Annotated in this window: 10 protein-coding genes and 1 pseudogene; 6 read left to right on the forward strand and 5 right to left on the reverse strand. The window is 59.5% G+C overall.

All coding sequences use genetic code 11. From position 1 onward, the window contains the following. Positions 1 to 127: 127 nt before the first annotated feature. Together ACEN42_RS42595 and ACEN42_RS42600 are read left to right on the forward strand one after the other, a co-directional pair. Positions 128 to 1,018, forward strand: coding sequence for a sugar phosphate isomerase/epimerase family protein (locus tag ACEN42_RS42595; protein ID WP_371885173.1), 891 nt, complete (start codon positions 128 to 130; stop codon positions 1,016 to 1,018). 107 nt (positions 1,019 to 1,125) lie between these two features. Then, positions 1,126 to 2,187, forward strand: coding sequence for a maleylacetate reductase (locus tag ACEN42_RS42600; RefSeq protein WP_371885174.1), 1,062 nt, complete (start codon positions 1,126 to 1,128; stop codon positions 2,185 to 2,187). Positions 2,188 to 2,210: 23 nt separating this feature from the next. Here ACEN42_RS42600 and ACEN42_RS42605 read toward each other — a convergent pair whose 3' ends face one another. Next, complete coding sequence (locus tag ACEN42_RS42605) at positions 2,211 to 3,251, reverse strand: LacI family DNA-binding transcriptional regulator (RefSeq protein WP_371885175.1); 1,041 nt, start codon at positions 3,249 to 3,251, stop codon at positions 2,211 to 2,213. Between the two features lie 92 nt (positions 3,252 to 3,343). On the opposite strand from ACEN42_RS42605, the gene ACEN42_RS42610 reads away from it, so the two are divergent. The 4 genes and pseudogenes from ACEN42_RS42610 to map form a co-directional block, all read left to right on the forward strand. Beyond that, positions 3,344 to 4,534 carry a phytanoyl-CoA dioxygenase family protein gene (locus tag ACEN42_RS42610; RefSeq protein WP_371885176.1) on the forward strand — a complete coding sequence of 397 codons (1,191 nt, stop codon included), beginning with the start codon at positions 3,344 to 3,346 and terminating at the stop codon, positions 4,532 to 4,534. A 67-nt stretch (positions 4,535 to 4,601) separates the two neighbouring features. Then, entirely contained in the window at positions 4,602 to 5,597 is a 996-nt protein-coding gene (gene iolG, locus ACEN42_RS42615) for an inositol 2-dehydrogenase (protein WP_371885177.1), read from the forward strand. A gap of 61 nt (positions 5,598 to 5,658) precedes the next feature. Continuing rightward, positions 5,659 to 6,816: a Gfo/Idh/MocA family protein gene (locus tag ACEN42_RS42620; RefSeq protein WP_371885178.1), complete on the forward strand. Its 1,158-nt coding sequence runs from the start codon at positions 5,659 to 5,661 to the stop codon at positions 6,814 to 6,816. A 486-nt stretch (positions 6,817 to 7,302) separates the two neighbouring features. Further along, positions 7,303 to 7,885, forward strand: a pseudogene (gene map, locus ACEN42_RS42625) (type I methionyl aminopeptidase); the annotation flags it as partial. A 205-nt stretch (positions 7,886 to 8,090) separates the two neighbouring features. On the opposite strand, the gene ACEN42_RS42630 reads toward map, so the two are convergent. The 4 genes from ACEN42_RS42630 to ACEN42_RS42645 form a co-directional block, all read right to left on the reverse strand. After that, positions 8,091 to 8,840 carry a GntR family transcriptional regulator gene (locus tag ACEN42_RS42630; RefSeq protein WP_371885179.1) on the reverse strand — a complete coding sequence of 250 codons (750 nt, stop codon included), beginning with the start codon at positions 8,838 to 8,840 and terminating at the stop codon, positions 8,091 to 8,093. Between the two features lie 76 nt (positions 8,841 to 8,916). Beyond that, on the reverse strand, positions 8,917 to 10,311 hold the full coding sequence (locus tag ACEN42_RS42635) for an MFS transporter (protein ID WP_371885180.1): 1,395 nt from the start codon (positions 10,309 to 10,311) through the stop codon (positions 8,917 to 8,919). A gap of 130 nt (positions 10,312 to 10,441) precedes the next feature. Further along, the gene (locus ACEN42_RS42640; protein WP_371885181.1) at positions 10,442 to 11,251 is read right to left on the reverse strand and encodes a fatty acid hydroxylase family protein; all 810 of its coding nucleotides are present in this window, start codon (positions 11,249 to 11,251) and stop codon (positions 10,442 to 10,444) included. Positions 11,252 to 11,301: 50 nt separating this feature from the next. Beyond that, entirely contained in the window at positions 11,302 to 12,579 is a 1,278-nt protein-coding gene (locus tag ACEN42_RS42645) for an iron-containing alcohol dehydrogenase (protein WP_371885182.1), read from the reverse strand. Between the last annotated feature and the right edge of the window lie 7 nt (positions 12,580 to 12,586).

The raw sequence follows: 12,586 nt of genomic DNA on the forward strand, positions 1-12,586 counted from the left end.
GAACGAATTGAACGCCGGTGCAGGTGCTTCGCCCCTGTGGCCGGCTTCGCCTCACCATCCTATTTTTGAGAGCCGGGCAGCGTTCGCTCCGTCAAAGATTTGAATTCTCGTTTTTGGAGTACACCAATTGAGCACACGTGACATTGATCTGCTGGCCGCGTACTGGACTCTCGCTGGCGACGTGGACCCGCTTCAGCCTTCGATCAGTCCTTACTCGCTACAGGCGCGCGTCGAAGCAGCATCCAAAGCCGGTTGGCGCGGCATTGGTGTGATCCACGAGGATCTGGTTGCGACGATCGAGAAGGTGGGCATCGACACGGTCAAGCACATTCTCGAAGACAACGGCATCAAGCACTTCGAGCTTGAGTTCCTGGTTGATTGGTATCGCGACGGTCCCGAGCGCCAGGTGTCGGACCAGGCTCGTCGCGTCATTTTTGAATTAGGGGCGAAGTTGGGCATGAAGAATCTGAAAATCGCTGCCAGCGCGCTGGATCAGCGAACGCCGAACTTCGCCCAGATGGCCGACGAATTCGCAACGCTGTGTCAGCAAGCGGCTGAGGTCGGCTCGAACGTGTCGATCGAAGTCATGCCGTTCTCGATCGTGAAGACGCTTGACGACGGTCTCGCCATCGTGCAGGAAGCCAATCAGCCTAATGGCGGCCTACTCCTCGACATCTGGCACATGGTTCGCGGAGGCATCGACTTCAGCGAAATCGCAAAAGTCCCGCCGCAGTTCATCAAAGCCGTTGAACTTGACGATGCGAGCTCGACCATAGAGGGAACCCTGTTGGAAGACACCGTGTTTCGTCGCAAGCTTTGCGGTGAGGGCGACTTCGATAATCCTAGCTTCATCGAAGCAGTTCAAAGCGCAGGATTCAAGGGTGAATGGTACGGCGTCGAACTCATCTCGACCGACTATCGCAAGCTGCCGCTGGAAGAGATGGCGATCAGGTCATTCGACACAACCATGCAACAGTTTCGCAACGTCGAAGCACGGCAACAGAAAGCCCATGCTTGATCGCTGGCCGAGCACGAACACAGTGCTCGCACTGACATTTAACATTGGTGGACCTCCCGACTACCGCTCAACACCAGCTGCGCACAACGATAGGTAAGGATTCTTCGATGTACGATTTCGTATACACCTCGCAGGCTTCGAAAGTGATCTTTGGCGCTGGCGCACTCGCACGCGTCGATGAAGAAGTTCACGCGCTCGGCGCTAAAAAGGCTTTGATTCTTTGCACCCCGGAGCAGGAGGCACAAGCAACGGAGGTTTCCAATCTGTTGGGACCGCTTAGCGCAGGTGTCTTCGCGCAAGCGAAGATGCACGTTCCGATTGAAACCGCAAGACATGCTCGCGATCATGCAAGACTCGTCGGCGCCGATTGCGCAGTGGCGATAGGTGGAGGATCCACGGTCGGCCTCGGCAAAGCCATCGCTCTGGAATCAAGCTTACCGATCATTGCCATTCCCACGACGTATGCTGGCTCTGAGATGACGCCGATCTATGGCCTCACCGAGGATGGATTGAAGCGTACCGGACGCGATCCGCGTGTGCTGCCTAAGACTGTCATCTACGATCCGATGTTGTCGTTGAGTCTTCCGCTCGGCTTGTCGTACGTAAGCGGCCTGAATGCCATCGCACATGCCGCCGAAGGGCTATATGCCCCCGACGGCAATCCCGTCATGTCCCTTATGGCGGAGGACGGAATACGCGCGTTGGCGGCGGGCCTGAGGGGCATCAAATCCGATCCCCAAAATCTGTCAGCACGCGCCGACTGTCTTTACGGCGCATGGATGTGCGGCAGCGTATTGGGCCACGTTGGGATGGCCCTCCACCACAAGCTTTGCCACACCTTGGGAGGAAGCTTCAATCTCCCACACGCGGAAACACACGCTATCGTCTTGCCGCACGCCTTAGCTTACAACAGTGACGCCGCACAAGATGCCATGATCCGAATCGCGCGAGCATTGGGAAGCGAAAACGCCGCGCTCGGAGCCTTCGAACTTGGACGCGAACTCAACATTCCGTCCGGGTTGCGGGAGATTGGAATGCAGGAATCTGATCTTGACCGGGCATGCGAGATCGCACTGTCTAACCCTTATTGGAATCCACGCCCAATAGCACGCGAGCCACTTCGGTCGCTACTACAAGATGCCTGGGATGGACGTCCGCCCCGCACGTGATTGATGCCTTCGAGAAGACGAAGTTATCGGAATCGACTGGCGATGTGCTCCGGGATGTTTTCCGGAGTAACCACGACGACCGACGATGAGGGGGCGATCGCTGATGCAGGGATAAGCCGATGAAAATGCATGATGTGCTGGCAAGCAGAGCGCATGTCCTGACGCAACTCGTGGTGAAGGATGGCTTGAACCTTTCCGCGAAGAAGCAAGCCGACGTTATCGCGGTCAAGATCGTGCCCAATAAAGCATATAGGGTCTTGCTTCGCAGCCTCCAACACTTTCAGAACGGCTGCATTGCCGCCACCCATCGAGTACACGGCAGCGATTCTCGAGCTTTTCGTCACGACCTTCCGCATCCGCTCTTCTGTTTGCAGATTAAGTCCGTGTCCACCACTCGCGTCGAGCAAACTCAGGTTCGAGTGCTTGACACGCAGAGCGCGTCGGAAACTCGCCTCGCGTTCCTCCTCTCCTCTGAAGCCTTCGTCACTCATGGTGATCAACACCGTTCCGCCAGCCCCACGGAGCCACTGACCAATGAGGTACGCGGCCGTCGCGCCCGCCACGCGATTATCGAGCCCAGCGTAGGCGATCCGCGCGGACAACGGAATGTCGCTGAACGTGGTCACAACAGGTATGCCCTTGGCCTTTAATTCTCCAATTGCCGCAGAAATTTCTGAGACGTCGCGCGCTTTCAGTAAAACGCCGTGGCTGCCCCGCTGGGCGATTGAACGAAGGGTTTCAACGACCTCTGCGGTGGTCATGGTTTCACGCATCAGGAATCGAGGCCTTAGCACCGCGGGGTGAAATCCCGGTAGCTCCGCTTCCAGTGCCTCCTGAATTTCCGTCGAGAATCGAGAAGGTGCTTCGGCTACTACATCAATGACGAGTTTGCGACCAGTCGTCGCCAGTTGAGTCTCCTGTTTCTCCAGCTCACGGATGGCCTGCTCGACACGCCTGCGCGTGCCTTCGCGCACATGGGCACGCCCGTTCAAGACACGGTCCACCGTAGCGACGCCTAGCCCAGCCTGCAATGCGATCTCTTTGATGAGGAAACGATGAGCCATCGCCACGTCCTCGACCTTGATGGTTTTTTGATGTGTTTATGGTAACTCTCGGCCCAACGATAGGTCTATGCTTGTCGAAAATGGAGCGAGACATGAATGCTACCGAGCGAGGCAGTGAGGCGTTAGCAGACAACTGGTATCGAGAGAGCGACTGCTCACTCGAAGCTTTCGCGGCTCAACTGAGAACCAAGTCCGACCTCGCCTTGCGATTTTCGGTCGAGACGGAGTGCGACGTTCCCATTTACGATTGCCGCGCACTTGATGACGTCCTGACTGATTCCGTTCGGCAACAAGCGCTGCAGGCCGAATGGGCGAAAGTGCTTCTCGACGGCGCGGGCGTGCTGGTACTCAAGAACGCCTTTGAAGATACCGCCGTTGTCGACGAAGCAACTCGCGTTTTTGAAGAGATCATCACTCAAGAGCGAGCATCCGGGACACGCGGAGCGGACCATTTTGCCAAAGCGGGTGCGAATGACCGCATCTGGAACGCACATGAAAAGCTCTGTCTGCTGTCGCCCTCCGTATTTGCACGCTACTTCTCGAATGCGTTCCTCGCGTCTGTCTCGCAAGCATGGCTCGGCCCTGCGTTTCAGATGACCACTCAGGTGAACGTCGTTCGTCCTGGCGGGGAGGCACAGCAAGCACATCGTGACTACCACCTTGGCTTCCAGACCGTGGAAGAGGTGCAGCGTTTCCCTGCGCATGTCCATACGATGTCGCCTTTCTTGACGCTTCAAGGCGCCGTCGCGCATAGCGATATGCCAATCGAGAGCGGTCCTACGAAGCTGCTTCCGTTTTCGCAGCGTTACGCACGGGGCTATCTGGCCTGGCGACGTCCGGACTTTCGCACCTTCTTCGAGGCAAACTGCGTACAGCTACCGCTCGCAAAGGGGGACGCCCTCTTTTTTAATCCAGCACTGTTCCATGCCGCCGGCGCGAATCGCACGCGAGACGTGCAGCGCATGGCGAATCTGTTGCAGGTGTCTTCGGCGTATGGGCGCGCGATGGAGACTGTCGATCGCATGCGGATGTGTGAGGCCGTCTATCCCATACTTGTCGAGTACAGGGCCAACGGGCGATTCACTGCGCCTGACATTGATTCCGTTATTGCGTCTACGGCGGAGGGTTACGCGTTTCCGACCAATCTGGATCGTGATCCGCCAGCAGGCGGTCTAGCGCCCGCGAGTCAGCAAGCGCTCTTGCGCCGCGCACTGGACGAAGTGTGGTCCCATTCGATGCTTCGCGAAGCGCTACAACTCCAGGCCTGGAAACGAACCAGTTGAACTCGCCGGCTTGATCCGAAAAGCGACAACGAAATGAATTCTCACGGCTCAACTACTGGAGACGTCCATGATTGGAATCGCGGTGCTTGGCGCGGGACGAATCGGAAGGATTCATGCTTCAAATGTTGCGGCACATCCTGCTGCCAGGCTGGTTGCGGTGGCGGATTCATCCAAAGTCGCCGTAAATGCGCTCGCCGGGCAGCTCGGCTGTGACGCCTCCGATGATTGTGCGGCCGTCATCGACCGTGACGACGTAGATGCCATTGTGATCGGCACGCCCACCGATACTCACATTCAGTTTATGATGCGCGCCGTCGAACACGGCAAGGCCGTGTTGTGCGAGAAGCCAGTCGACCTGGACTTGGAACGTTCGCTCGCGGCATCAGCCGAGGTGGAACGGTTTAACGGCCGTGTGATGCTTGCGTTCAATCGTCGTTTCGATCCGACTTCCCAAGCCTTTCGTCGTGCAATCGATGGCGGCGAAGTGGGTGATGTGCGTCAGGTCATCATCACGAGCCGCGATCCCGGATTGCCGACGCGCGACTACCTCGCCCACTCCGGGGGAATCTTTCGCGACATGGTCATTCACGACTTCGATCTTGCGAGATGGTTTCTGGGCGAAGAGCCCGTCGAGGTCATGGCAACCGGAAGCTGTTTAGTCGAGGCCGGCCTTACGGAAGTGCCTGACTTCGACACTGTCATGGTTCAGCTTCGGACGGCTTCTGGAAAGCAATGCCACATAAATTGCTGTCGCCATGCGAGTTACGGTTATGACCAGCGAATGGAGGTCTTCGGCTCAAAGGCGATGTTGTTGCAGGAGAACCTGCGGGCTTCGACCATTCGACGTTGGACCGAAAATGCAACCGATGCGCGCGAGCCGCTCCTTCACTTCTTTCTGGAGCGGTACGCGGAATCCTACAGAAACGAGCTCAGCGCATTTATCGAATGTTTGGGCACCGAAGCGGCGTTTCCGACTTCCATACAGGACGGTTTGAGAGCGCTTCGCTTGGCAGATTGTGCGGTCGAATCCGCGTCGTCAAAAAGAGCTGTCAGTGTCGGGTAATGTGCGAAGCGCACGAGCAGGCGGGACCACTTTGCCATTGAACATAGGAGGAGAAGACTTAATGACCAATTCGCTTGGACGGCGCCTGCGCCTCGGAATCATCGGTGGTGGCCCCGGGTCGCTAATTGGAGAAACGCATCGCATCGCCGCGCGTCTGGACGGGCGTTATGACATTGTTGCAGGATCATTCTCATCAGACGTGGGACGCACGAACGAAATGGCGGCGGAACTGTGTATTGATTCGGGTCGCGCGTACGGGTCGTGGCAGCAGATGTTGGAGGACGAAGCGAAACGTGTCGACCGCATTGATGTAGTCGCCGTCATGACGCCCAATGACTCGCATCGTGCAATCTGTATGGCGGCGCTTGAGAAAGGCTTCCACGTCATCTGCGACAAGCCGCTTGCTAACGAGCTGAATCAAGCGCGGGAGATCGCCGCGATGGTGGAACGAAGCGGGCTCGAATTTTGTGTCACCTACTGCTATAGCGGTTTCCCGATGGTGAGACAGGCACGGGACATGATTTTACAAGGGGAAATTGGCGAAGTTCGCCAGATTCACCTTCAGTATGTGCAGAGCTACCTCAGCGATCATGACCTGCCGAACGCCTGGCGGACAGATACCACCCGAGCGGGAAAGTCGCTCGTCCTCTTGGACATCGGCACCCACGCGTTCCACCTCGGCGCATTCGTCACGGGGCGGGACGTCACACGGTTGTGCTCGGATCTCGGCTCCGCGATTCCAGGCAGAAAAATCGATGACTATGTCTCGGCGCTTCTGCGCTACGACAACGGCGCGCGCGGCTCACTTTGGGTCACGAACGCCGCGGCAGGGTCGGAGCACGGGCTAAGCTTCCGAGTTCATGGCGACAAGGGAGGACTCGAGTGGCATCAGGAAGATCCGAACCGCCTGCATCATCGAAGGCAGGGCGGTTTCGATCACATCATCACGCGACGCCCCGGGCTCGAAATGAGCGAAGGCGCACAGCGCTCTACCCGCATCGCGATTGGGCACCCAGAAGGCTATCTCGAAGCCTTCGCCAACCTTTACACGGAATTCGCCGACCAGGTGACCAGACGTATTCTCAATAAGGAACCGGCGAATTTGAAGCGGCTGTTTCCCAATGTGATCGATGGCGTGAAAGGACTCGCGTTCGTGGACGCGGCAGTCGAGAGTGCACAGACCGGCTCATGGCGAGATATTGAATATTCGTCGAGGTGACGAGCGAGCAGTTGCACTGGCTCTTGGAGGGCGTCGACATTGATGCTGTACGCCGCCATCCGGTACGGTCGTACCGTTACGCCACCTGAGCATTGGGCTCGCCGGTCAGCAATAGCTTTGGGCCTTCTTCTTAAGAGACTCCCTTCGCGGCGTCACAAATTCCCGTAAACCCATCGCGGCCAGCACCTTCGCTATTCCGGAGGCATGAACGAGGATGACTTCTCCCGATTGCCGCCGGCCGCCTAGGCCTATATCCGTGAGCTCGAGATCCGCAACCGGCAGCTGCGCGAACGGATCACCTCGCGCAGAGCCGGCGTTTCGCCCAGAGCAGCGAGAAGCTCAAGGATCGCGTCTTCGACGAGGCCGAAGAGATCGCTGGCGCCAAACCCGACGACATGGAAGCCGACGCCACTGACGACGCGGTTGTGCTCCCCGACGCGGGTCTGCCGGACTCCGGCACCCAGGGGAAACAAACCCGGACGTAAGCACGCCTACGCGCTCAATTCTTCACGTAACAACATTGTTTGTCACGGCGTTCCATCCGCGACTGAAATCCTGCAAAACGGGGACATCGTCAATTTCGACATCACGCTGGAGAAGAACGGCTATATTGCCGATTCCAGCAAGACCTATCTTGTCGGAAAGGTGTCGCCGATAGCCAAGCGGCTCGTACAAGTGACCTATGAAGCGATGTGGAAAGGGATCAAGGCCGTTCGCCCTGGAGCCAGACTTGGCGACGTAGGTCATGCCATCGAACGGCACGCCCGCAGACACGGCTATTCGGTCGTACGAGAGTATTGCGGACATGGCATCGGGCGTGAAATGCACGAGGACCCGCAAGTACTGCACTGGGGAAAGCGAACACGGGCTTGCTGTTGCAAGAAGGCATGGTGTTCACGATCGAACCGATGATTAACCAAGGTCGACCTCTATTCGAACTGAAGACGACGGCTGGACGGTGGTCACACGGGACGGGCGACTGTCAGCGCAATTTGAGCACACCGTAGCTGTGACGCAAAAAGGCGTTCGGGTCTTGACGCTACGATCCGGGGAAAGAGCTCCTAACTGACGGCCGAATGCGCGCAATTGGAAAAGGCATCTTGAATGGTCGACTGCTGATCGTCTGATCGTTCGAGCTGCGCGCGATGCTCTGCGTGAAAATCGCTTCCTCGAGCAGCCGATAGGCGCGTAAGGTGAGCGACGCGGCCGAGCCGCCGCCGCGATGAGCGTCGGGGAGCGTCCGGACGGGCCGCCATGCCGTCATGACCGATCGATCAGATTTCGACCAGCGTCGCGCGCGTGAACTCCTCGATATTGTCGAGAAGCGCATCGAGCGCCTGGCCAGCGCGATCCATGTCGCCGTCCGCAATGGCTTTAGCCACCGCGCCGTGCAGACGCGCCATTTCAGGCAAATCGGCGGCCTGCTTGTAGTGGACGTACCAGAAGCGGCGCGCGAGCCCGTGCATTAGCCGCATGGACGCTTCTGCGAATTCGTTGCGAGCCGCGATGAGGCACAGTTCGTTGAACTCGCGGTCGAGCCGCACGAAGCTCACATCGTCGTTGGCCTTTGAGGCCTCGGTGAACTCGGCGGCGAGTTGCGCGAACACTTCGCGCTCCTGCGGCGTAGCGCTGCGTGCGGCGCTGCGGCAGACGAGGCGCTCCACTTCGCGTCGCGTCTTCAGCAGCTTGAGTTGCTTCTTGACGTCGATCTCCGGCACGAGCAGGCCGCGTTGTGGCAGGATCAAAACCAGATGTTCGCGGGCAAGACGCTGGATGGCTTCGCGGATCGGCGTGCGGCCGATGCCGGTCATCTCACTCAACGACAATTCGGAAACCGTGGTGCCAGGCGCGATCTGCAGTGTGACGATCGCTTCCTCGATCTGCGCATAGGCCTGCTCGGTGAGACTTTCCCGCTGTACCGGCTTTTTCGCGCCGGGGCGCGGCGCACGGGCCGGCGTGGACGACTTCGTGCGCGCGGTCTTTGGGTGGGTGGCGCTCTTGCGTGCGACGATGCGTTCAGCCATGGATGAACCTGCAAAATTAATCATCGGATATACATATTGTATAGCAGTTGCATCTGCACGCACGGCCGCACGAACGTCACACGGAGACCTCTTCCAGCGCCCTGCCGCGCGTCTCTATGCCGAGGGTCAGCACCGCCAGCGCCGCAATGAGAAAGGACACCGCACCCAGCGTAAAGACGCCGCTCTGCCCCATTAGCGGCAGCACGATACCCGCGATGGATGGCCCGAGCAGCGAGCCGAGCCGCCCGATCGCCGAGGCGAATCCAGATCCGGTTGCGCGTGCACGCGTCGGATACAACTCCGGCGTGTACGCATACAGCACGGACCACATGCCGAAGAAGAAAAACTGCATGCACGCGCCCGCTGCGATCAGCTGCGCGACCGGCGCGTGAGAACCCGCCGCCTGCCCGTAGAGATACGCGAACGCGGCGCTTCCGATCAGCGTCAACACGCAGGAAGGCTTGCGTCCCCATGCTTCGATCAGCCACGCGAAGGTCACGAAGCCCGGAATGCCCGCGAGCGAAATCAACACGGTATAGAACACCGACTTCGTGACCTCATAACCCGCTCCCTGCAGCAGCGCGCCCAACCATGTCGTCAGTCCGTAGTATCCGAGCAGCGCGAAGAACCAGAGCGTCCACGTCATGAGCGTACGGCGCGCATAGCCGCCGGTCCACAGTTGCGCGATGCTCGTCTTCCCCGTCGTGGCATGCGTAGGCGGCGCGACCTTCGTCACCGGCGCGACCGCGGGCAACTCGGCGCCACCGAGTGCGGCTTTCACGCGTGCTTCCATTTTTGCGACGACGGCATCTGCATCGACGATGCGGCCCGCACTCTCCAGCCAGCGCGGCGACTCGGGTACCGCGCGTCGCACCACGAAGACGAACACAGCCGGTACCGAGAGCGCAATAAAAATCCCGCGCCAGCCGACCATCGGAAGCAGAAAGTAGGTCGCAACACCTGCCGCGATGAAGCCGATCGGAAAGAAGCCCTCGAGCAGCGCGACGTAGCGTCCTCGATTCTTCGCAGGCACGATCTCGGAGACGATCGATTGTCCAATCGGAAATTCCATTCCCATGCCGAAGCCGAGCAGTACACGGCACACCATAAGCCACGTGACATCGTGCGCGAAGCCGCAAAGCAGGCTGCCGATACCCCAGAAAATCATGCTCACCTGGAACACTGGTTTGCGCCCGAAGCGATCGGCGAGCACGCCCGCTATCGCCGCACCCGCGAGCATGCCCAGGAAGCTCGCGCTCCCCAGCAAGCCGGTTTGTGCTGTGCTCAGATGAAATTCCGCCCTGATCGAACCGAGCACGAAAGTCATGATGCCAAGATCAATCGAGTCGAACAGCCATGCCGTGGCAATCACGGCGAAAATCGAGCGCTGATAGCGCGTCAGCGGCAGTCGTTCCAGGCGCGCAGCGACGCCGTGTCGGATCGCCACGGCGTCCGGTGAAAGCATTTCCATTGTCTCTCTCCATGTATCGCGAGGCGTGCTCTGCGGCGTACCTTGCTCGCGGAATGATTGAACGTGCTCGGGTTGTGCTGAACTCCTGCCTGGCGAGGGGGTGGGATCGAGGAACGAAATGCGGGGCTGGTCAAATCGCGGTCATCACGCGACGTTCGTCTTCGGTGAGATCAGGGCCGTCGAGCGTGACGCGCGACTGATCGCGCTTGAACTTCGCGATCACCGGGCGTAGTTCTTCTTTCACGTGCTCCTCGCTGTAGCCGTTGAAGAGCGTGCCGAAGAAACCGCGGCGCAGGTCGCTGCTGCCGAGGACCCAGTCGGCGATCGGGAACGTGAGGTTCATGTTGTACTTCATCATGATCCCCATGTTGTGATGTGCGGTGTGATGACGGCGGATCGTGTTGATGAACGGCATGTTTCGCACGAACCAGTTGTCGTGCACGTGACAGCAGTAATGGAATGACTCGTAGAGCAGGTACTGGCCTACCATCGTGAGGAACACGATATATCCGGCGTTCGGATTGAATATTTGTGACGCGACCGTGCCGAGAATGGTGCCGAACACGCCGAGCGTGATGAGCACGCGCCACGGAAAGAACACGATGCGGAATTCGCGCGTCGTGTCGATGGTCGGCTCCGAATCGGTGAAGTACTGGTGATGCTCGCGGGTATGCCGTTCGTAGATGGCCCGCAGCGCGAACACGTCGATGCGACGATGCATCACGAAGCGATGCATCCCCCACTCAACGAAGTTGCCGCCGAGAAAGACCGGGATCACGAGTAGCCATTCCCAAGTCGCGGCGTGCAGATGGTTCGCGCAATACCAGATTGCGGCGATGCCCGCGCAGTACAGCACAGAGATGTGCAGCAGGCCGTTGTACAGCGGGCTGATATTCGATTTGTAGTTCTCGCGGAATTCGCGTTGCCGTTCGGTCATCATGATGTGTCTCCTGAATTCATGTACTACACAACTGACATATTAGTTGGACGTCACGTTAAGTCAAGCACCGCATCGCTTTGAGCGGACAGGGTTTTCCCGAGGTCGCGGGTCCACGCGCGGCGCACGATATCCGCGTAGGCCGCGTCGGCGTCTGCTACCGGAAAGGCGCTGGCGAGGCGCGTCACGCCGAGCGCGTCGCGCGTGAGCGTCGCGAGTGCTGACTCTTCGACGCCGAGCTCGCGCAGATCGGTGGGAATGCCGACACTGGCGATCAGATCGCGCAGGGTTCGGCACAGGCGGCCGATGACGGTATCGGCGTCACCTTGGGTATCGATGCCGAAGTCGGCGGCGATGTCCAGCAGTTCGGTGCGGCGCGTGAGTTTCAGTGCGCCGAGCGCGTAAGGCAGCATGACCGCGTTGGTCGTGCCGTGGGAGCGATGGGTGAGCCCCGCGACCGCGTACGCGATGCCATGCACGGCGTTAAGTCCTGCGCTGCCGTACGACATCGCCGCATAGACGCTCGCCTGGCACATCGCGGCGCGCGCGGTCTCGTCGGCGCCGTCGTCGAAGCAGCGCTTCAGATAGCGTACGCACAGACGAATGGATTCGCGTGCGAACAGCATCGTCAGCGAAGAGCGTCCGCTATAGACGGGGTCAGGTTGACCCGCACGGTCATAGGCCGCGGAGTCGATCGTGAGATAGGACTCGATGGCATGCGTGAGCGCGTCGATGCCTGCATCAGCGGTGACATTCGGCGGGCAGGTCATGGTCAGTTCATAATCGATCAGCGCGATCTGCGGGCGCAGCGCGTTGTCCATCACGGCCACCTTGGTCGCGTTGGCCGGATCGATGAGAATTGCGCCTGGGGTTGCCTCCGAGCCGGTACCAGCGGTGGTCGGCATGGCGAACAGCGGCAGCGCCTCGAGCGGGCCCCGCGCACCGAGGAAATCACGGATTGGCGCGCCGTGACGCAGCGTTACGCACAGCGCTTTCGCCAGATCGATGTTGCTGCCGCCGCCGAGCGCGATCACGTGGTCGAGGGGCGCGCCATCGAGGCTGTCACGCAGCGCGCGCGTGGCGTCGTCGCAGAGCGTGGTGGTCGGATCGGGTAGGCCGCCCTCGAAGACGTGCGTGACTACGCCAAGCGCTGCGGCCGACTCGACGTACTCCCGCACCCATGGCGTGCGTCTGCTGAAGAAAGTGTCAGTAACGAGCGCGCCGCGCTGATATCCCAGATGCGCGATGAGCCCAGGTAGTCGGGCGCGCGCGCCCTTCTCCATGATCAGACGTGCCGGCGCACAGAAGTGGATGAGGTCATCGGTTCTCAACGGTTCA

Source organism: Caballeronia sp. S22 (assembly GCF_964261745.1).
Taxonomy (GTDB): domain Bacteria; phylum Pseudomonadota; class Gammaproteobacteria; order Burkholderiales; family Burkholderiaceae; genus Caballeronia; species Caballeronia jiangsuensis.

What these genes read in the sequence shown, in the direction of transcription:
- ACEN42_RS42610 (WP_371885176.1), top strand. Translation starts at nt 3,344, where the DNA reads ATGAATGCTACCGAGCGAGGCAGTGAGGCGTTAGCAGACAACTGGTAT.
- ACEN42_RS42640 (WP_371885181.1), bottom strand. Translation starts at nt 11,251, where the DNA reads ATGATGACCGAACGGCAACGCGAATTCCGCGAGAACTACAAATCGAAT.
- ACEN42_RS42600 (WP_371885174.1), top strand. Translation starts at nt 1,126, where the DNA reads ATGTACGATTTCGTATACACCTCGCAGGCTTCGAAAGTGATCTTTGGC.
- ACEN42_RS42630 (WP_371885179.1), bottom strand. Translation starts at nt 8,840, where the DNA reads ATGGCTGAACGCATCGTCGCACGCAAGAGCGCCACCCACCCAAAGACC.
- ACEN42_RS42635 (WP_371885180.1), bottom strand. Translation starts at nt 10,311, where the DNA reads ATGGAAATGCTTTCACCGGACGCCGTGGCGATCCGACACGGCGTCGCT.
- ACEN42_RS42605 (WP_371885175.1), bottom strand. Translation starts at nt 3,251, where the DNA reads ATGGCTCATCGTTTCCTCATCAAAGAGATCGCATTGCAGGCTGGGCTA.
- ACEN42_RS42620 (WP_371885178.1), top strand. Translation starts at nt 5,659, where the DNA reads ATGACCAATTCGCTTGGACGGCGCCTGCGCCTCGGAATCATCGGTGGT.
- iolG (WP_371885177.1), top strand. Translation starts at nt 4,602, where the DNA reads ATGATTGGAATCGCGGTGCTTGGCGCGGGACGAATCGGAAGGATTCAT.